Consider the following 19,758-nt stretch of genomic DNA (forward strand, 5'->3'; position numbering starts at 1 on the left):
CCCCCCTGTCATTGCGAGGGAGCGTCAGCGACCGAGAAATCTTACCACAGGAGCGTAGACAAGGCAGATTTCTCGCTACGCTCGAAATGACAGTCATTTACTCGCAACAACGGTGCTCTCTCGCAAAGACAGCCCCCCCTGTCATTGCGAGGGAGCGTCAGCGACCGAGAAATCTTACCACAGGAGCGTAGAAAAGACAGCCCCCCCTGTCATTGCGAGGGAGCGTCAGCGACCGAGAAATCTTACCACAGGAGCGTAGACAAGGAAGATTTCTCGCTGCGCTTCGTGGAGCCACGCCGGTGACCGATCAAGGGCTAACCGGTACCAGCCGATCGGAGTTCCCGCACGCGCAGCAAGGCATACTCGATCACGTTCCAGCGCTTCCGGGGTGATGATGGGGGTCGTTGCCCATTGGACAATGAGCGAAGCAGGGTACCCCCAATAGCTTTTCGCCGCGATTGCAATCTGTCGTAACAATGGCGTATCACCGGGTTGTGCCAATCGGAGTTCAATAGGTTGCATTGGATGTTCTCAACTCGTAGCGTATGTGTAGCGAACCTGATGCATGATAAAGGCGTTCGACCATCTGCACAATAGCAACCGCTGTTGGATACAGACCGTCAGTGGCGCCGACGATTGGTCAGTGCGATTGCGCCGGCGTCTTCACCAAACCATTGCGTAAACGATGATTGACTTGTCAAAAACCACGAAAACCGTGATAATGGAGCGTAATGCAATGTCTCATCGATCAGGTCATGCCGAATATGTCAACGTTACCATCTCAATCTAGCCCACGGATGGGGGAATTCATCGCGATGATGGCACTGATGACTTCGCTGGTGGCGATGTCGATTGATCTGATGTTACCGGCACTGAGTAGTATCGGGCACGAACTCGGTGCACCTCACGCCAATGCCAATCAGTTGGTGGTAACGATGGTGTTTGTCGGCTTAGCGATCGGCCAACTGCTCTACGGTCCACTCTCTGACAGCATTGGCCGCAAAGCCGCCATCTATCTCGGCTTTACCGTCTTCATTATCGGCTCTGCGCTCACCATAATCGCTATCAACTTTCCGATGATGCTGGCCGGTCGCCTGTTACAAGGTCTAGGCGTGGCCGGGCCACGAGTCGTCTCAATGGCCCTGATCCGGGACTGTTTCAGCGGGCGCGCAATGGCGCGGGTAATGTCGTTCATTATGGTCGTGTTCATCATTGTACCGATCGTCGCGCCGGCAGTAGGTCAGGCTATCCTGCTTGTAGCGGCTTGGCGGATGCTCTTCGTCACGCTTCTCGTGTTAGGTATTGTTTCGTTGCTCTGGTTTGGTCTACGCCAACCGGAAACACTACCGGCAGCCCAACGGACACCGCTATCGCCGCAGCGAATTGGCCGAGCATTTCGCGCAGTGGTGAGTCACCCAATAGCGCTTGGGTATACGTTAATGGCCGGAGTTATTTCGGCGATTCTCCAAAGTTATCTAAGCTCTGCCCAGCAGATTTTTCAAGAACAGTACGCTTTAGGGACCCTCTTCCCGTTGTTTTTTGCCGGGAACGCGCTGGCCATCGGTTTAGCGTCATTCGTCAACGGGCGATTAGTGATGCGTTACGGGATGCGTTCGCTCATCGGCAATGCCTTGCTCGTCTTGATCGGGCTGACGCTCACGCTGGCAGGCATTGCCGTGGTGACGCACGGTCAACCCTCGCTCTGGGTATTGATGGCAGCACTGATGCCGAGTTTCTTTTGCCTTGGGATTTTGTTTGGCAATATGAATGCGATGGCGATGGAACCACTCGGTCATGTTGCCGGTACTGGCGCTGCGGTGGTCGGCTCACTCTCGACGTTTGTGGCCATTCCGATTGCCACCATCATCGGTCAGGCCTATAACGGTACGATTATCCCGCTGGCACTAGGTTTTGCGGTACTGGCGTTGAGCGCATTTGGTCTGATGCGGTGGGCTGATGGTCGGCAACATCGGGTGGTCGATCCCGAATCGGTGGCGTGATCGGACGACATTTCTAGGTGACACCTGACGTTACACCACTATTCGCTATTTCGTAGCGCATTCCTCCAGTGTCCCCAAAGATCCAATAACACCGCCATTGTTGACCATTTGCCGCGATTGTTCGATTTCCCAACAAATTTCGCTCTACAACTATTGACATTCCTGTACATAGATGCTATGATTAGTTGTGCAAAGTATTGACAAAACAGAGACAGGAGTTTTCCATGATTAAAGTAGGTCGCCGCTGTCACATAGAGGGTGTTACCCCAGAGCAAGTATTTACCACCTTAGCCAACCCCGAACTCATCAGCAAGATTTTGCCGCGCGTGCAAAAGACTGAGCTGCTTAATCGCGATGACATTGCCCGTCATGCTCGCCTTGTCACCTACATGTCGATGGGTGGTTTATTCGGTACCATTCGCTGCGAAGGTGACCTGACATGGCAAGACAACCGGGAAATTGTTTTTACCGTGCGCACACCATTGCCGGTTGAAACGCGCTGGGTTCTCAGCCAAGCGGTCAACGGCACCGACTTACAAGTGGTCATGGGTATTGATCTTACGCCGATGCTGGGCATGATGGCATCGTTTGTACCCGAGAAGACGGTCGCCGACATGCTGGGCGCCGATCTCGAGACTGCCCTCCGCGGTGTTGCTCGTCACACTCGGCAATCCATGTCGGCCCGAGCCGCTGCCTAACTCATCATCGCTCCTGTCTCTGGTATAATCGCAGAGCATCCCAGTGGGTGCTCTGCGATCTTTTTGCCGTCTAGGCGCTGAGGCGGGGAAGAGTATGATCGACCTTGTACAGATCGGCCTCGGGTTCGTGCTCAGTATCGTTATCGGTGGTGTGGCATTTGCCCGTCGTTCCCTGAGCGAAAGTGGTTGGGTAGGGGCTGTGTTAGTGGGTACGCTAACATTTGGTTTTGGGGGCTGGCCGTGGGGATTGACATTAATCGTGTTTTTTGTGACGAGTAGTGTCCTATCGCATTACAAAGAATCGATTAAAGAGCAGCGGGCTGCCGAGAAGTTTTCCAAAGGAGGCCGACGTGATTTCTTCCAGACCATCGCTAACGGTGGGTTGGGTGCAATCTGCGCTGTAGCATTTGCACTGAGCGGTCAGCCGTGGTGGTTATTGGCCGCTTTTGTTGGGTTGATGGCTACCGTTACTGCCGATACTTGGGCTACCGAGTTAGGTGTGCTGAGTCCTCATCAGCCACGTTTGATTACCACCGGCCAACCGGTGCCACCGGGCACATCGGGTGGCGTGACGCTCATGGGTACCTCAGCCGCAGCAGCCGGCGGGTTGTTGATCGGGACAACGATGTTTCTGTTCAATCTTCTGGCCACGCCGGATAGCGCTCCGCCATGGTGGATGATCATCGCCGGAGTCATCGGTGGTTTGGGCGGCGCCTTGTTCGATAGTCTGCTCGGTGCAACGGTACAGGCGATTTACATGTATCCTGACGGGCGTGAAACCGAGCGCCGCATTGCCCGTGATGGCACACCCAATCGCTTTTTGCGCGGCTGGCGCTGGATGGATAATGACCTGGTGAACTTGATCAGCTCGGTAGGGGGAGCGATCATCGCGATCACAATCGCGATGATCGCCGGGGGCGCGCAGTAGGGGCATTGCGGCGCAATGCCCCTACCGTGCCCGCCACAAAAGTACTAAACCCGCAATAACCATCAACATCGGGAAGAGTAACGAGAGATTGATCCCCATTTGCTCGAGCAGAATAATCCCTCCTACCCCCATCAGAATCATTCCTAACAAGCTCCAATTGCGCCGGCGCGGTGTCGGTGGTACTAATTGCACCGTTTCGCCAGTGGCCGGTCCTTCGATTGGTTTACCGGTGAGCGGATCGAACCGATAGCCAGGATCAGGCGCATAGCCTACCCGTGCTTGCCCACTCACTTGACCCTGACCGACAAACATCTCCTGCGGCTGCGGCGTTACCCCTGACGTGAAGGATGGATATTGTGGCGGGGTGTCTTTCGGCATAATGATCCATAACACCAGATAGACCGGCAAACTAATGCCGTTGATGAAAAAGACCAATACAAAGATGAGGCGAACGATAACCGGATCGACGCTAAAGTAGCGGGCTAATCCACCACACACGCCGCCGATCATTTTATCGGTGCTGCTGCGCGTTAGTCGAGTCTGCATAGAAAGCTCCTTCCGGCCGAGGTGTGGCCGATCCACCTACGCTTGCTCTGGTGTTTTGACGAAGGTTTTACCAAATTGTTGCAATTGGCTCCAGCGCCTAAACGGGTTTGCAGCAGACTGCTGCCGATCGGTGAACGTTACATCCCGGTGATGTGGTATGCTGACGAGTAACAGCTTAAGGCTTGCGTCAACACCGCCTAGACCCTCGCTAGCTTGTCGCCGCAAGCTGTGCCAATGCTGCGCGATACACCGGAAACGTATCGTGCCACAACACCATCCGCACTAATGCCGGTGACTGATGCACACGAAGTTCACCGACCAATGTACGTATCACTAATGGAGCCGCCCGTTCGACCGGAAAGCCATAAATACCGGTGGCGATGCTCGGAAAAGCGATGCTACGTACTCCATACTGACGAGCTAGCGCCAGACTCGCTCGATAAGCGCTGATCAACAACCGGTCGGCTTCAGTCGGCGAGTAACTATCAAAGATCGGGCCTACAGCGTGGATGACGTACCGAGCCGGCAAGGCAAAACCGGGCGTAATCCGTGCTTCGCCGGTTGGACAAGGGGCCACAGCGTCGCACGCCCGCTGCAACTCCGCAGCACCGGCGGCGCGAAAGATCGCTCCACATACACCACCACCCTGGCGCAATTGCTCATTGGCCGCATTGACAATCGCATCCACTGATTGGGTCACAATATCACCCTCGCAAAGCTCGATCCGAGCCTGACCAATCTGAAGTGCCGGAAGATCGGTCATACACTACCTCCTTGGGTTGAAATACCTAGATCGCGCAGATTTACCATAATATGTACCATCCGGTGCGGATTCTTGGGAAACCCTAGAACGACTGGTACTAAGGTAGTGCAGTATAGTGAATATGGTTCTCGTCTTATCAACGAAGACTCTTACGATTTTGCAACCTTTACCGGTTGGTTACGTAGATTCAGAGAGGCACGCCGATTTTGCACGCCTGGGGAATGATATGTCATCACTGCTATTATCATTCTTAACCCAACGATGCGTTCCACTGGTCAGAAACCTGCTGATGGCAATCTACGCACGTCGCCTTGCTGCCTACCGGAGCCACCGCATGCCGATCACCCACCGCACCTCGCCGCATTGCCCTCTTGGGTGAAAACTGTGCTGCCACCTATGCCGACCAAGTGATGGAATTAGCTCACAAGCAAGGCATGTTGGTCATACGCCGTGTCTATGCCAACTGGTCACTCTCTGCCCACCAAAAATGGATTGAAGCAGTCGCATGCTACGATTTGCGTCCGATCTACCATGCAGGGATAGCTCCGGGTAAAAGTACCATCGATATGGTACTGACTATTGATGCAATGGATCTGCATTACCGGCAAGTGTGCGATGATTTTTGTTTAGTAACCGGTGACGGTGATTATGCACCGCTGGTCAAACGACTCCGCGCCGGCGGCGCTAACGTGATTGTGATCGGGATGGAGCAGACGGCAATAGTCTTGAAAGAGGCATGCAGTACGTTCATCCCCTTGGCGAAACCCAACACCGGCACATCATCTGTTCCTCCAACCGTTGTCACGGAAAGAGAGCAAACCACCCAAAGTTCTAACACGCCTGCACCGACCCTCATCAGCACAACCGAAACAACTGCGGTGAGGAGCAGTTTACCACCAACAACCTCAGCAGGTGCCAACGGCGGTTCACCCATTCCCCAACCAACAGCCAAGCTTACCAACCGACCTCAACTCGATAGTCAAATAGTTATACCGCTGCGCGATGCCGTGAAACTCCTCAAAGACATACTGGCCGAGTCGGCGCAAGCTGATCCCGGTAAATGGGTTAGTGGGAGCGTCATCGGTTCACGCCTCCGTTCTATCGATCCTAGTTTTGACCATCGACGCTACGGGTATCAGACCCTATCGAAATTAATGGAAGCCTGTGTTACAGAAGCAAAAGGGATGTTTGAGATGTTCAGGCTCGACAACGGAGCTATCGCCATCCGCCTCAAACCGAGCACCCCCAAGCCGGCCAACGACGTATGATAAGCAACCGAATGAGTTGTTTGCACCGGTTTTGTGCCATGTACCGTTTTACAACATGCATCAAATATGATACGATCAGATTAACAGATAACGCACAGTGACAAAGGAGGATATGACTATCGAGACCGCAGTGATTGCCCGCCGTATTGTCGAGTTGGTCGAAGACAAGCAGGCTCATGACATCATCCTGCTCGACATTCGTCCGCAGACGACCATTGCCGACTATTTTATTATTTGCACCGCCGATAATGATCGACAAATGCGTGCGATTATCGACCATATCGACGAAAAGATTTCAACCGAGCATGGGTTAAACCCACGCATCGAAGGTAGCGCCGACACCGGCTGGATTGTACTCGACTATCGCGACATCGTGGTACACATCTTCAGTCAGAGCCAGCGTGAATACTATCGGCTTGAACGTCTTTGGAGTAAAGCAATGCCGGTAGTTGTCGTCCAGTGAGGAGTATTATGGGCAAGGAGACTACGCGGCGCAAAGCGGCGTCGCGACGCAAGCGGTTTGTATTGTTCGCCAGTGGAGCGGCTTTGGGTAGCGCACTTGGCTTCATCGTTGGCTCGGTACTGACGTTCTGGCTCGGTGAAGGTGCAGTGCGCGCAATTCAGCGTGGCCTCCGCCGACTCGGTGGCGACGATGGGCGACCGCACTTTGACCTGCTGATGCAGTAGGCCATACCGAATCGGGTGACGAGGGAGTTGCCTGCAACGAATGTTCTCCGTTTGTCTGAAGATATGGCGACTCTGGTGCTGTTGTGCGCCGGAGTCGCTTTCGTCACAAGGAGCCGAGTGTTATGGATCTCGTTAATAAGATTGCTATTGTTACCGGCGGCACCGGCGGATTAGGCGTAGCCGTTGTCGAACGTTTGCTTGCTGCCGGCGCTACTGTTGTAACGCCTTACGCTCAAGAAACCGCCTTTCACGCCTTACATGAACGCTTTCCCGCCGTGATCGGAATGCGGGTTGATCTGACCGACGAAGCGGCAACGAAAGCAGCCTACGATACCGTTGCCGCTATGCATGGCGGGATTGACATCGTGATCAACGCTGCCGGCGGCTTTGCTGGGGGGCAACCGGTTCATCAGACGCCATGGTCGCTCTGGCAAACGCAACTCGACATCAACCTCAAGACAGCAGTCATCTCATGCGCAGCGGCCATTCCCCACATGATCGAACGCAGTGGGGGCGCGATAGTCAACGTCAGCAGTCGTACCGCTACCCAAACCGGCGCCAACCTCGCCGCCTACGCCGCAGCCAAACGAGTCGTCTTGCAACTCACTGAAGCACTCGCCGCCGAGCTACTCCCGCACAACATCACTGTAAACGCCGTGCTCCCCAGTGTCATCGATACGCCGGCCAATCGTGCTGCCATGCCCAACGCCAACCACGAGCGCTGGGTCAAACCGGAAGAGATTGCGGCGGTGATACATTTTCTGGTCGGCCCCACCGCTCGTATCATTAGTGGCGCCGCGATTCCGGTGTATGGGAAGGCGTAGAAAGGAAGTGTTCGGCTCATCCCTACCTCAAACCCTAATCCAGATGATGTCTAGAATGCATGGCAGCGTTCATTCACCTTGACTACCCACCTCTTCCTACTTACAGTCGGATTAGCTATTTAAGACGTGTTTTCAGAGGAGCATGGTATGACTCCTGATCCCCAACAGATCCTCCGTGAACTCAACGATCTACGCCATCGTTACGCGATGCTGGTGCGTGCATTACGGCTCATGATCTATGACTACGATGTCGCAACCGGTGCAATTGTATGGAGCGGCGAAACCGTAGCGGTTTGCGGGCGAGAAGTGAATGAACTCGACGGTGGGATCGCGCAGTGGGAGGCTTTGATCCACCCCGATGACCGCGAACAGGCGTTAAAGCTACTCAACGAGGCAGAGGCCAATCTAAGCGAGTATGACGTTGAGTATCGCTTCCAACATAAAAACGGCTCGTATGTCTGGATCTTCGACCGTGGCTATTTCCTCGCCGGCCCCGATGGCAAAGCGGCACGGATGGTGGGGATGATGCAAAATATCAGCGAAATCAAGGCAATTGAATTTGAGCGCCTGCAAATGCAGGAAGAAATTATTGCTGCACAAGAGCGGGCCTTGCGCGAGCTGAGTACACCGTTGGTGCCGATCAGTGATCGGGCAGTTGCGTTACCACTCGTCGGGTCAATCGATCAGCGCCGGGCAAACTTGATTATCGAGACGTTGTTGGAAGGGGTAGCAAATCGCGGCGCCGAGATGGTGATTATCGATATTACCGGTGTGAATACGGTTGATACGTTTATCGCCGACGCCCTAATCCGGGCAGCGCGGGCGGTCCGGCTGCTCGGTGCGCATGTAATCTTGACCGGGATTAGTCCAGAAGTCGCGCAAACGTTGGTGAGTCTCGGCGCCGATCTGAGCGTATTTGAGACGAGAGCAACGCTGCAAGACGGGATCGCGCTGGTGATGAACAATCATCTCTCTCCCAGTGCTCGACGCAGCGATAATCCGATCAACCCGCTGATACGCAGACGCAAAGAGTGAGTGATAGGTGTCGTTTTACCTATCACTCTCTGCCTTCGCCCGGCAACCTGCGATTAGAAGAATAGCTTCGCCAGCCGCAAAATTCCTTGACTCCACGGCACCCGGTGCGAGACACCGGTCTGCTGACCGAATTTCTTGGCGTTTGCCACATACCACTGATAGTTGCGGACCAGCGCCTGTTTGTTGGAATACTTGGGCGTAAAGCCTAACACTCGCTCGGCCTTTTCCACCGACACAAACGAATCTTCGGTTACAGTACCATACGCCCACTTGTAGACCGGCGACAACTTCAGCTTTTCGAGGATCGCCAGTGCCCACACCATGGGCTTGGCCGGGAAGGTGATAATGCGCTTGCCATAGCCGGCTGCATCGAGCACCGCCTGAAAATCCTCTTTGATCGTGGTAAACTCTTTCGCGCCGATGTTGAAGGTATCATTGACCCGATCCCGATCCAACGTCAGACAAAGTACAATTGCCTCACAGAGGTCTTCGACATCGAGCAACTGGTAGCGATTCTTGCCGTTTCCGGGCAACGGGAAGTTGTGCCCTTCCATTGCCCAATCGTACAGCATCGCAAAGATACCGAGTCGCTCAGGGCCGACAAACGACTTTGGTCGCAAGATCGGTACGCACATCCCGGCCTTGCGGAATTCGAGACATAGCTCCTCAGCTCTGACTTTAGCCTCGCCATACGGACCCACACCACTAAGCGGGTCGGTTTCTACCAGTGGGTGATGGTCGGGAATACCGTACACTGCCGTTGACGAAATATGGACTACCCGCTCGACCCCGTGATCACGAGCCGATTCGAGGACGTTGCGCGTCCCGTCAATATCGGTTGAGAAGATGTCGGCCGGTGAATAGAGCGGAAGTGCCGCCGCTGTATGGACAACAAACTTCACCCCTTGCATTGCCCGGTCAACGGCAGCTCGATCACGAATATCGCCGGTATGCTCTTCAATTTGATTCCGCTCGGGATAGTCAAAAGGGGCAATATCAAGTGAACGCACGATATAGCCGCGCGCCAACAAATAACGCGCTAAATTAATGCCGAGAAATCCGGCACCACCGGTAATTAACACACGGTCAGCCATAGTCTTTTCCTCTATTCGTGTTGTAATAATGCGCGCACGAGGGCGCCACGTGCGATTATACCCGACAGTCGCCCTTCTGAGTCTACCACCGGCAACCGTTCGGTGTTTATCATGAGTAACTGACGAGCAGCAACTCCTAGCGAGGCATTGATCGCCAAGACCGGTGGTGGTGGTTCAAGAAAGGCGTCGATGGTGCGACGTGCCCCGGGCAACGCCGTCGGCTGTACTCGTTGAGTGCTTTGCAATGCAGTCAGTACGCTTGTTCGCTCGTCGTCTTGCAAGTTGGATAGCACCTTACTTAACCGCAAGATACCCACAACATGCCCATCGCCATCAACGACAAATAAACTTTGACCCGGTGTGGTGATCAGCAAGGCGAGTGCGGTTGCCAATGATTGGCCAAGCGTAGCTCGTGCTGTTGCCGCTTGCATCACCATCCCTACCTGCACCCCCAAACCGGCAGCATCCCCCGATTCGGATTGGTGTGCCACTGCCTGCAACACCTCGTGTTGCCCAAACATCCCGGCCAACCGCCCGAGTGGATCGAGCACCGGTAGTTGATTGTAGCCCCACTCGATCATTCGAGTCAGGGCTTGCGTAATCGGCATCGTCGCATGCACACCACGTATCTCACGATTAGCAATTGCACCGGCAGTTACTGCTTGGAGCGGTGTCAGAATTGCCGCTCGTTCTGCCGGCTCAAGCATGCTCAGCAGGTACGGTGGTACCCGTAAACCGGCACGCCACACTAATTCATGCAGCGAGATGGTTCCGATAACAGTATCATGCTCAACGACTGCCAATACTTCCACCCGACCGGTGACAAACGGTTCGAGGACATCGAGCAGTGGCGCAGCGGCATCAATCACCGGTGAGTCCGCTTGCATCAGATCGGCGACTAATTGGGTGGTACGGAACGGCCCCGTCGGACGCAGTACACCCTGCACGATGGTCACCGGCTCTAGCGTTACTAGCGCATCACCGATCAGGCGACTCAGCAACGGCAGTAATCGTTGGATACGCGTTGCATTGTCAACCCACTCAATCACAACCGGCTGCCGCATAGCGTCTGCTAACATCTGCCGACGTGGTCCGAAGCCGGTTAGAGCCAACAGAACTGTCGTACCAGTTGCACCACTCTGGCGTAATTCGTCTATTACCGCTTTATAGAGCGGTTGACCGTTTACGCTATCTTCGCCGTTCAAATAGATGCGTACCCGTTGCACCGTTGGTTCGGCCATACCATCACTCCCCGTCATTTCCGACAATGACACACGCACGAGGTAGATCACTTATGGATAGCGACCCCAACGTACTGCGCTATCGTATGCCGGTTATCGCTAGATAGTCCCAAGGTAAGGCTTGACAAAATGAGATGGTGATGAGAATCATATGTCTATATAGTTGTATCGCAATAGTTGTTTTCGCTGGAGGTTGTATGGGACGCGCATTGACCCTCGTCGGAGTGTCCGGTTCGTGTACCGGACAACAGATCGTCGTCAATCGGCGCAGTATGGTGATCGGAAGTACTCGTCAGTGTGATATTGTGATCTATGACCGGCAGGTACTTGATCGTCACGCCGAGATTGCCCAAACGCTTGATCGCTGGTTCATCACGCCGCTTGACGCGAGTGCGCTGGTCGCCCTCAATGGCCAAAGGATTAACAGCCGTCAACGTTTACAGCACGGTGATCTGCTCTCAATCGGTAGTGTCGCATTTAAGGTAGCCGATTATTAATCGATCCCCACCGTTACATCGCCTGCTACCGTCGCCACCAACTATTGGTGGCGACGGTATTTTGTTGTCTAAAATCCGACATCGATAATCGTGCGCCCGGTGCGATCTTGAAAAAAACCTACCCCATCTTGGATAAGACCAACATAGAAACCCATCCGTGTTTCCCGCTGCAAAATCCGCACGCGCCCAATAATTTCTGCTTCTTCACCGGGGTAAAGAAAATCTTCAACGAACGGTTGAGCCCACTCTTCAGGCGGGCGCGGCGAAATTGACCAGCGGTACGGGTAGCGCTTTGGCCCGCCACCACTGTTGGCATCCCAATCCATCCCAACGCGCCAAAAGCCACCGGCTTGCGCAGCGTAAGCACCATTTTCCACCGAAGAAAAGACCTCATCAGTGGTGTATTCATACCCGCTCGGTGGGCCATACGTGCGAATCGGCACGGTGCCGGTGTTACGCACCCGGATCGTAACCGTAATCACCTCGCCCAACATCACCCGCTGCGGGGCAATCATCGAATAGACAATCCGCGCTTCAGGTTGACCGACGTCGGCGAGGGTAATCTGGCCCTGCCGCTGCACCACATTCCCAAACGCATCTTCAGCCTGCACGGTATACGTATAGACGCCGGCCTCAAGGAGCGACCCATTCGGACGCTTACCGTTCCAAACGTGGCGCTGCTCGTAAGGCCCCTCTTCCTCACGGGTCACCACCGGAATCACTTCGCCGTTGGGCGCAGTCACATCGATATTCACCGTTGCGCTGACCGGCAGACGGTAGGTAAATTCAGCTACATCGTTAATAGCATCGGCATTCGGCGAGATGACCGGCGGCCAGACCATCAGGTTCTCGATCACCGGCGGTTCGATGGCGGTCCCCACAATTGTCAACGGTAAGCGGCGTTCAGCACTCGCATTAGCATCGATAGCCTGCACTGCGACAACAAGCGTGTACTGGCCAGGTGGGAGTAAACGCCGCAATACTTGCGGATCATCGGTTGGTACGCTCCCATCGAAACGCAACACATACGGATCACCGGACGCCGCCCGCGGCTGTGCTCGCCGGAGATGATAACGCCGGCCGGCAGCATCAAGGAGATAGATATCAACCAACGCTGGCCGACCAACCTCATATCTAATGGAAAGCGGCGGGCCAACTCCTAGCTCATACTGCTCGGCGCTCACCGACACCTCACCGAGCAACGGTGCAGTCGTGCAACCACTCAGGCTAAGCAACACTAGCCAGAGTATCCCTGTTCCAATCAGCACGACCGGCAGGCGGATAATACGCCATGCACTACGACTCATCGTACCTCCTCCACCCAGGTATCGTGTATCGTCCCCGTGATATCCAAGAGCAGCACCCACGGCTAAGTTCACCCTGCAACCGCACAACAACCCTTGGCACCGTTGCGGTATCCTCCCGAGGGCACCCTGCCGTATGCCCCTCTTCCATAGCGGTCTTTGCGTCTTTGCGTTGAAACCACTGCATCGCCACCACTAGCATTCTACCGCACTCTGACTTATGCGAAAGCGTTAGAGGCACAAAAATACTCCACCCAGCCGTTGCGACTGGGTGAAGTATTCAAACACTGGGTTTTGATGATTGTTCGGGGAACCGGGGTTGGAAGAATTAGTTACTTAATAGTATTGGACAGCTTATTAAACAGATTGGAAATGTTATTACCGAGCAGGGTCAACGCACCGATAACAACGACGGCGATCAGAACGAGGATGAGCGCGTACTCGACCAGACCCTGACCCTCTTCCTTGGCGAAAAAGCTGCGAAGCATTGTGTTCCTCCTAAAGACTAGTGCGGTTGAACTATATCGTGGAGTAACTCTCCACGGTTCTTAGTATAACCGTTAGGGGATGAAAAACCAATAGCCAGAGAGTACTATTATCTACCGGTACCTCTTTAGTCAAAAAATGCCTCTTAGCGAGACCTTTATCCTATGGAGAGATGATAATTTTGTCAAACTTTACCTCACAAAAAGTTTATCATTCAGAAATCTAACTGACTGACAACGATAATCCATGGCTAAGGACAACATTTCTACGATAGATTGTAGTTTGTTATCTCCATATCCTCGCACGTTATGCTTACGCTACCGGCTTTGTCCAGTACTGCGCAAGCCACACGGCAGCTCCGCTCTGCACGCATTGTGTCTATTGCGGTGAGACCGGTCTGGTAGGTAGGTCTTAACCGTTCAGAGAGAGCGCAAAGTTTTCGCTAATCAGTAAACACAGGCATTTAGTTTATTTTTCGGTCTTCAAAAAATTATTCACCAATTAGAAGATTGCTGAACAATGCTTAGTAGGGGGGTTGATCGGATTTTGGCAAAAAGATATGAGATATTTGATATTTATCCATTATCCTTTCCCATTCCCTACTGGCAATTGCATTCAAATAGTCATGCACCACATCGAGTGAGAACAAGTGAACTCTACCATCAATAAATGTATACTGTTGTGGCCACAACCGCCAAATAATATAGTCACCAAAATCTTGATGATGAAACATACATCCACTAATCCCGTGCTGTTCAAGATAGGCAAATGCTTTAAGTGGAATCTGATTATCGATAAGCGATGGACGCAGAACTGCGACGCCGAGATGAGGACGCACCCAAGGGCTGAACAGCACAGTTATAGCAACAAGTACGAAGAGCACACCGGCAGTAAAAGATGCCTCTACAGGCCGTAGGGAATTGGTCGCATGGCGTCGATAATCTATCAGCGGTACAGGGACGTGGGCAAGATGCCGCGCGGCAATCGGGGTCATGATAATGGTGAACCAGATCCCATTACGCACCGCAGTGAAGCCAAGAAGTATGAATACTCCGAAGAAAACGATCTCAGTCCAAGCCGGTTTGGAGTGGCTGTAGATAAAAATCAGAGTTGTAACCAAGAAAGGGGAGAAAAAAGACAAAACGTGTTGAATGTTAGTAATTTTTGGCGACTGCCATTCAGTAACAAACACTTGTGATGATGGATCAGAGCCTACTTGCTGTACATATCGGTATATGTCACCATCATACGGATTGATAAGCGTAGCAACAACAACGAGAAATAAAACTATAACTAGACGAGATATTGCTGATCGATCAAGCACATCGTGATCGTTCGTCCATCTGCGCACCACATAACGAAAACTTTCCCCAACCAAGAAGACGGCAACAACTCCCAGACCGATAATGTACGATCCATAGAATATTCACCCAAATGATCATAAGGATTGGCAGAACCCAGATATATTTTCTACCTTTTTGGAATCGATAATTCCATAAAACCAACATAAAAATGGCTAAAAACAAAAAAGCAAGTGTTTGAGTCCGAAGATTAGAATACATTATAAATAACATTGCAGAGATTAGCACAAACACAGCGAACAACCAAGGAGTCACCTTATCAACAAAGGCAGTTTTCAGAACTACGATAAACGTTAGGATAATAATAAGTGTGTTAAGTACAATCAACAATCCTAACCCACCAATGTTTAAAACAACAAAAAAGACAACTTCTGCCAACCAATTAGGATAAGTAAACTCCTTACTATATTCAGTAAACGAAAAACAGATCGGTTGTCAGTATTTGACCACTGTTAAAAATAATTTCGCCGACTTTGATATACCACCAAAGATCAAGTCGGCGTAGTGGATCGAGGAGTGTATTTCATAGTACCAAAAATATCGGTAATAAGATGTATATATTTGCCACCTTTAATCGTTCTTTAAGGACATTTTTTATTTTCATTTCACATCAACCCACCACGAATCCTCACTCCTCATGGCAACGGAATCGTCGCTGCGACCCGCGTTCCCCGACCGATCGTACTCTCAATACCAAATTCACCTTGCAGCAAGACTTCGATTTGCTGGCGCATATTGGCCAGACCCATATTCTTGCGTGTACCGGAGCTAGCAATTACGTCTTGCACAGCAAAGCCACTGCCGTTATCCTCGATCAGAATGTGCAAGATATTATCGCTGTTATCGAGCATGATCCGGGCTTGGGTCGCCCCAGAATGGCGCACTACGTTATTAATCGCTTCTTGAATGAAGCGGAAGATGGTTACTTCATAGTGGCCGGGCAGGCGTTGATCCAGATTTTGTGCCAACAAGTGCAGATCGATCTTGTGTTTCTCGGAGACTTGCGCAACGTAGCGACGCAACGTCGGCACCAGTCCAAGATCGTCGAGGGTCATTGGCCGCAGATCGAAGATAAATTTGCGCGTCTCTTGCAATGTGTTATTGACTGCATTTTTCAGCGCCACTAATTCAGCGCGCGCCTGATCGAGATCGCGGTCGAGTAGACGTTGGCAAATTTCGGCCCGCAACACAAGGTTACTCATTGCCTGGGCCGGGCCATCGTGCATTTGCAGGGAAATCCGGAGCCGTTCACTCTCTTGGGATTGGATGATGTTGGCGATCATCGTCTGTGGATCAAACGGTAGATCGGCGATTTTGGCGCTACGCTCTAACTGTGCCGCCGCTGCTTCGAGCAATTCAACAAATTCGCCGATCAAGCTTTGGCGTTCACGTAACGTCTCGCGTCGCGTTTGTAGTTGCTCGACCTGGGCCCGCATGGTTTGTAAGCGCATTTGTACTTCGATCAATGTAGTATAAAACGTCTTGATATCGGTCTTCTCATACCGTTCTAGATTGACATCGAGATCGCGCACGCGATTGGCAATCGACGTTTCGCGCATCGAGAGTTTGTCAACTTCAGCCATGCCTTGTCGCAGCAACGATTCAACCTCGTTAAGCTCACGGCGAATACGATCGATCTCTTCCCGGTACGTTTGGATTGCTGTAGTTATCTGCTGTTGAACTTCTTCGCCTGCCACGACTGAACTCTCCTGCGCTGCTGACGCTTCCGCTGCGAATCTGCTCTTCCGATTATAGTCGTTCGTGGATAATGCTGCAATGCATATCTTTGATACTCGTATCTGGTATGATACCATACAGGATGACGCGCCAAACAAGAGGGTTTTGCGATGGAACTTCGTCATTTACGTTATTTTGAGGCTGTGGCTCGCCATTCACACGTGACGCGCGCAGCGGCCGAACTACACATCGCCCAGCCGGCGTTGAGCAAGCAGATTAGCCAACTTGAACAGGAGTTAGGTATTACCCTGTTCGACCGAGTGGGGCGCAGCCTTCGTTTGACCGAAGCCGGTGAGGCATTGTTGCCGTATGCACGAGCGGTGTTGGCTCAGGTCGAAGAGGCACGCGCCGCGATGGCCGAACGAGTTGGCTTAAAGGCCGGACGAGTCGCGATTGGCGCACCGCCCACCGTCGGTGCGCATTTGTTACCACCGCTGTTGACTGCGTTCCATCAGCGGTATCCGGGAATTACCCTGCGCTTGCATGAGGCTGGGATTCAGTCGTTGCTCGATCTGCTTGAGTCGGGTTTGACCGATCTGGCAGTCGTGGCGTTACCGGTGAGCGATGAAGCGTTGACGGTGACACCGTTGCTCAATGAACCGCTGGTGTTGATTGTTAGCCCGCATCACCCGCTGGCCGGGCGCAACGAGGTGGCGATGACCGAGTTACGTAACGAGCGTTGGATTCTCTCGCCGGCAAGCTATGAGTTGCGCGAAGCGACGCTGAAGGCATGCCATGCGGCCGGTTTTACCCCGCATACAGTGATGGAGGGTGGTGAGACGGAAACACTGGTACGATTTGTTGCCGCCGGGTTGGGGATTGCTCTTGTGCCGGCGCTGGCAGTGGCCGGTTTTCACGGCGTGGTCAGTTTGCCTATCCGCGATCAGACCCTGACTCGCTCGTTGGGTCTGGTCTGGCGGAGCGATCGCACCGCTTCACCTGCTGCGCGCGCACTCCGTGAGTTTCTGGTGAGCGAACTACAGCAACGTCCGCTAGGAACGCTTATCCGTCCGTGAGCGGTTCGAGACGGGCAAAGCTGACCAGTAACCGCCGCTCACGATCGGCAAAGCGAACGGTCACTTCTTCATCACCTTCGATCAGGCGACTACTGACGACAATACCTTCACCAAAGGTTGCGTGATATACACGCTGACCGGGAACGAAGGCAGCTTGACGCGGTAGCAGCGGTGCCATGCGCTGATCCTGCTGATGAGGAGCCACCATGCGTTGGGTGAACATCGTAGTCTGGGGGACGGTCACAGCACGATAGCCACGGCGGCGCAACAGTTTGAGTGACGTTGAGGGAATATCGGCCAAAAAGCGGGAGCGGGTACAAACCGTTACACGGCCAAACATCGCACGTTGAGCCGCATAGCAGAGATACAACCGGCGTTGCGCCCGCGTCATTCCCACGTAGAGCAAGCGCCGTTCTTCTTCCAATTGGTTGCGATCATTGGTAGACCGACTGTGCGGAAGTAAGCCCTCTTCTACCCCAAGCACAAAGACATACGGAAACTCAAGACCCTTGGCCTGATGGAGGGTGATGCACGTCACCACATCATTGTTGCGGTCGAGCGTGTCGGTATCGGCGACCAACGCAATATCTTCGAGAAATGCTGCTAATTGATGTTCAATCGGTAGATTGGCGTAATTGATTGCTGCGTTGCGCAACTCTTGCACGTTGCGCCAGCGATCTTCGGCTTCCTCTGCTTCGTACTCTTGATACAATGTCGCTTGAGCTTCGATGCGCATCAATAGGTAATCGATCAGTTCGCCAAGCGGCATACTTTGGCGAAGGCTATGAAACTCGCCGATCAGTCGGTAAAAGTCAAGCAGTGCATTTCGTGCACGTGCAGCAAACGGGTGTTCGGTTGTCTCATCAACCAGCTCAGCGAGCGCCTGATACAGTGGGACACCAAGCCGGGTTGCCCACACGATTAATTCGTTGACCGTGCGTTCGCCAATCCCGCGTCCCGGCCAATTGATCACTCGTTGCAGACTCACACTATCGTAGGGATTCGCGACTAGGCGTAAGTAGGCGAGCACATCTTTCACCTCTTTACGCTCGTAGAAGCGCACCCCACCGATGACTTGATAAGGGAGGTGTGACTGGATTAACGCCTCTTCGACTTCGACCAGGCGCGATTGTGCGTTCATTCGGTACATAATTGCACAATCACCGGGCCGCGCTGTTCCTTCAGCAATGAGGCGCATTATTTCACCGACGGCGAACGCGGCTTCGTCTTCATCATTCGCTGCTTCATACAGCACGACCTGATCACCCGTTCCGTTTGTCGTCCAGAGCCGTTTCGCATACTTACGTTGTGGACTAGCGTTGATCAGCGCTTGGGCAGCGTCGAGGATTGCCTGCGTACTGCGATAATTTTGTTCGAGCATGATCACCGTTGCATCAGGGTAATCGTGCTCGAATTGCAAAATGTTGCGAATATCGGCCCCGCGCCACGCATAGATGCTCTGCGCCTCATCACCAACCACGAACAGATTACGGTCGCGTTCGGCCAATGCGCGTACCAGCAAATACTGGGCACGGTTGGTATCTTGATATTCATCAACCAGCAAAAAGCGGTAGCGTTTGTGATATTCGGCCAATACCGCCGGATAGTTGCTAAACAAACGCACCGTCTCGCCAAGGAGATCGTCAAAGTCGAGTGCGTTACTTTCGGAGAGGAGAGCTTGATAACGGGCGTAGCAACGTGCTACTATCTCGTCGAAATAGGTACGTGCGTGGCGGGCAAACTCCTCTGGATCAACTAGCTCGTTCTTGGCATGTGAAATAGCACTAAGAATGGCACGGGGTGGATGTTGTTTCTCACTGAGGTTTAGCTCTCGTAATACCCGTTTTAGCAGGCGTTCTTGATCATCGGTGTCATAGATGACAAAATCGCGTTCACGACCCAGATGAACAATATCACGGCGTAACCAGCGAGCGCAGATGGAATGGAAGGTCCCAACGGTCAGGTCGTGGGCGACGGCTTCGCCGAGCAGCGCTATCAGGCGCTCGCGCATTTCGCGGGCCGCTTTGTTGGTGAAGGTGACGGCCAAAATCTGGAGCGGATCAACGCCAACTTCGTCAATCAGGTAGGCGATGCGGTGGGTGAGCACGCGCGTTTTGCCACTACCTGGCCCGGCCAACACCAATACCGGCCCCGTAACAGTAGTTACGGCGCGTTGTTGTTGTGGGTTCAGGTTGGCCAGCAGGTCGGTGGTCGCCATACGTCGGTACAGTATACCATACCAGGGATTGGGATGACGCGCCGCCGTGCGGCGT

At 53.1% G+C, this 19,758-nt stretch carries 20 protein-coding genes; 10 read left to right on the forward strand and 10 right to left on the reverse strand.

All coding sequences use genetic code 11. The features are described from left to right. Positions 1 to 225: 225 nt before the first annotated feature. Positions 226 to 522 carry a hypothetical protein gene (locus tag ACP5OT_RS15155; RefSeq protein ID WP_424677567.1) on the reverse strand — a complete coding sequence of 99 codons (297 nt, stop codon included), beginning with the start codon at positions 520 to 522 and terminating at the stop codon, positions 226 to 228. Positions 523 to 731: 209 nt separating this feature from the next. Between ACP5OT_RS15155 and ACP5OT_RS15160 the strand changes: the two genes are divergently transcribed. The 3 genes from ACP5OT_RS15160 to ACP5OT_RS15170 all read left to right on the forward strand — a co-directional run bounded on the left by ACP5OT_RS15160 (position 732) and on the right by ACP5OT_RS15170 (position 3,626). Beyond that, a complete protein-coding gene (locus ACP5OT_RS15160; RefSeq protein ID WP_428132600.1) occupies positions 732 to 2,000 on the forward strand; it encodes a multidrug effflux MFS transporter in 1,269 nt (422 codons plus the stop codon). 224 nt (positions 2,001 to 2,224) lie between these two features. Then, a complete protein-coding gene (locus tag ACP5OT_RS15165; protein ID WP_424677569.1) occupies positions 2,225 to 2,698 on the forward strand; it encodes an SRPBCC family protein in 474 nt (157 codons plus the stop codon). A gap of 94 nt (positions 2,699 to 2,792) precedes the next feature. Continuing rightward, on the forward strand, positions 2,793 to 3,626 hold the full coding sequence (locus tag ACP5OT_RS15170) for a DUF92 domain-containing protein (protein ID WP_428111683.1): 834 nt from the start codon (positions 2,793 to 2,795) through the stop codon (positions 3,624 to 3,626). 21 nt (positions 3,627 to 3,647) lie between these two features. On the opposite strand, the gene ACP5OT_RS15175 is transcribed toward ACP5OT_RS15170, so the two are convergent. Both ACP5OT_RS15175 and ACP5OT_RS15180 read right to left on the reverse strand, forming a co-directional pair. Beyond that, entirely contained in the window at positions 3,648 to 4,172 is a 525-nt protein-coding gene (locus ACP5OT_RS15175; protein ID WP_424676912.1) for a PspC domain-containing protein, read from the reverse strand. A 208-nt stretch (positions 4,173 to 4,380) separates the two neighbouring features. Further along, positions 4,381 to 4,935 (reverse strand): macro domain-containing protein, encoded by a 555-nt coding sequence (locus ACP5OT_RS15180; RefSeq protein ID WP_424676911.1) that lies wholly within the window; start codon positions 4,933 to 4,935, stop codon positions 4,381 to 4,383. A gap of 311 nt (positions 4,936 to 5,246) precedes the next feature. Between ACP5OT_RS15180 and ACP5OT_RS15185 the strand changes: the two genes are divergently transcribed. The 5 genes from ACP5OT_RS15185 to ACP5OT_RS15205 all read left to right on the forward strand — a co-directional run bounded on the left by ACP5OT_RS15185 (position 5,247) and on the right by ACP5OT_RS15205 (position 8,749). Continuing rightward, on the forward strand, positions 5,247 to 6,203 hold the full coding sequence (locus ACP5OT_RS15185) for an NYN domain-containing protein (RefSeq protein WP_424676910.1): 957 nt from the start codon (positions 5,247 to 5,249) through the stop codon (positions 6,201 to 6,203). A gap of 112 nt (positions 6,204 to 6,315) precedes the next feature. Continuing rightward, a complete protein-coding gene (gene rsfS, locus ACP5OT_RS15190; RefSeq protein ID WP_424676909.1) occupies positions 6,316 to 6,666 on the forward strand; it encodes a ribosome silencing factor in 351 nt (116 codons plus the stop codon). A gap of 8 nt (positions 6,667 to 6,674) precedes the next feature. Continuing rightward, positions 6,675 to 6,890: a hypothetical protein gene (locus ACP5OT_RS15195; protein ID WP_287911348.1), complete on the forward strand. Its 216-nt coding sequence runs from the start codon at positions 6,675 to 6,677 to the stop codon at positions 6,888 to 6,890. Between the two features lie 122 nt (positions 6,891 to 7,012). Then, complete coding sequence (locus tag ACP5OT_RS15200; RefSeq protein ID WP_428132602.1) at positions 7,013 to 7,714, forward strand: SDR family NAD(P)-dependent oxidoreductase; 702 nt, start codon at positions 7,013 to 7,015, stop codon at positions 7,712 to 7,714. 147 nt (positions 7,715 to 7,861) lie between these two features. Then, the gene (locus tag ACP5OT_RS15205; protein WP_428132604.1) at positions 7,862 to 8,749 is read left to right on the forward strand and encodes a PAS domain-containing protein; all 888 of its coding nucleotides are present in this window, start codon (positions 7,862 to 7,864) and stop codon (positions 8,747 to 8,749) included. 53 nt (positions 8,750 to 8,802) lie between these two features. Here the strand turns inward: ACP5OT_RS15205 and ACP5OT_RS15210 are convergent, their stop codons facing one another. Together ACP5OT_RS15210 and ACP5OT_RS15215 are read right to left on the reverse strand one after the other, a co-directional pair. Next, positions 8,803 to 9,843, reverse strand: a complete 1,041-nt coding sequence (locus tag ACP5OT_RS15210) for an NAD-dependent epimerase/dehydratase family protein (RefSeq protein ID WP_424676906.1) — start codon at positions 9,841 to 9,843, stop codon at positions 8,803 to 8,805. Positions 9,844 to 9,854: 11 nt separating this feature from the next. After that, complete coding sequence (locus ACP5OT_RS15215; RefSeq protein ID WP_428111679.1) at positions 9,855 to 11,084, reverse strand: DUF190 domain-containing protein; 1,230 nt, start codon at positions 11,082 to 11,084, stop codon at positions 9,855 to 9,857. Between the two features lie 197 nt (positions 11,085 to 11,281). On the opposite strand from ACP5OT_RS15215, the gene ACP5OT_RS15220 reads away from it, so the two are divergent. Next, a complete protein-coding gene (locus ACP5OT_RS15220; RefSeq protein WP_424676904.1) occupies positions 11,282 to 11,581 on the forward strand; it encodes an FHA domain-containing protein in 300 nt (99 codons plus the stop codon). Positions 11,582 to 11,649: 68 nt separating this feature from the next. Here ACP5OT_RS15220 and ACP5OT_RS15225 read toward each other — a convergent pair whose 3' ends face one another. The 4 genes from ACP5OT_RS15225 to ACP5OT_RS15240 form a co-directional block, all read right to left on the reverse strand. Continuing rightward, positions 11,650 to 12,888 carry a hypothetical protein gene (locus ACP5OT_RS15225; protein WP_424676903.1) on the reverse strand — a complete coding sequence of 413 codons (1,239 nt, stop codon included), beginning with the start codon at positions 12,886 to 12,888 and terminating at the stop codon, positions 11,650 to 11,652. A 329-nt stretch (positions 12,889 to 13,217) separates the two neighbouring features. Then, positions 13,218 to 13,373: a Flp family type IVb pilin gene (locus tag ACP5OT_RS15230; RefSeq protein WP_428132608.1), complete on the reverse strand. Its 156-nt coding sequence runs from the start codon at positions 13,371 to 13,373 to the stop codon at positions 13,218 to 13,220. A 521-nt stretch (positions 13,374 to 13,894) separates the two neighbouring features. Next, complete coding sequence (locus tag ACP5OT_RS15235; protein WP_428132610.1) at positions 13,895 to 14,695, reverse strand: hypothetical protein; 801 nt, start codon at positions 14,693 to 14,695, stop codon at positions 13,895 to 13,897. Positions 14,696 to 15,367: 672 nt separating this feature from the next. Further along, positions 15,368 to 16,429 (reverse strand): sensor histidine kinase, encoded by a 1,062-nt coding sequence (locus tag ACP5OT_RS15240; protein ID WP_424676900.1) that lies wholly within the window; start codon positions 16,427 to 16,429, stop codon positions 15,368 to 15,370. A gap of 150 nt (positions 16,430 to 16,579) precedes the next feature. Between ACP5OT_RS15240 and ACP5OT_RS15245 the strand changes: the two genes are divergently transcribed. Next, positions 16,580 to 17,485 (forward strand): LysR family transcriptional regulator, encoded by a 906-nt coding sequence (locus ACP5OT_RS15245; RefSeq protein ID WP_424676899.1) that lies wholly within the window; start codon positions 16,580 to 16,582, stop codon positions 17,483 to 17,485. Here the strand turns inward: ACP5OT_RS15245 and ACP5OT_RS15250 are convergent. After that, the gene (locus ACP5OT_RS15250; RefSeq protein ID WP_428132612.1) at positions 17,472 to 19,703 is read right to left on the reverse strand and encodes an ATP-dependent helicase; all 2,232 of its coding nucleotides are present in this window, start codon (positions 19,701 to 19,703) and stop codon (positions 17,472 to 17,474) included. The genes ACP5OT_RS15245 and ACP5OT_RS15250 overlap by 14 nt on opposite strands. Positions 19,704 to 19,758 lie beyond the last annotated feature (55 nt).

It is taken from the genome of Chloroflexus sp. (assembly GCF_049970315.1).
GTDB lineage: Bacteria > Chloroflexota > Chloroflexia > Chloroflexales > Chloroflexaceae > Chloroflexus.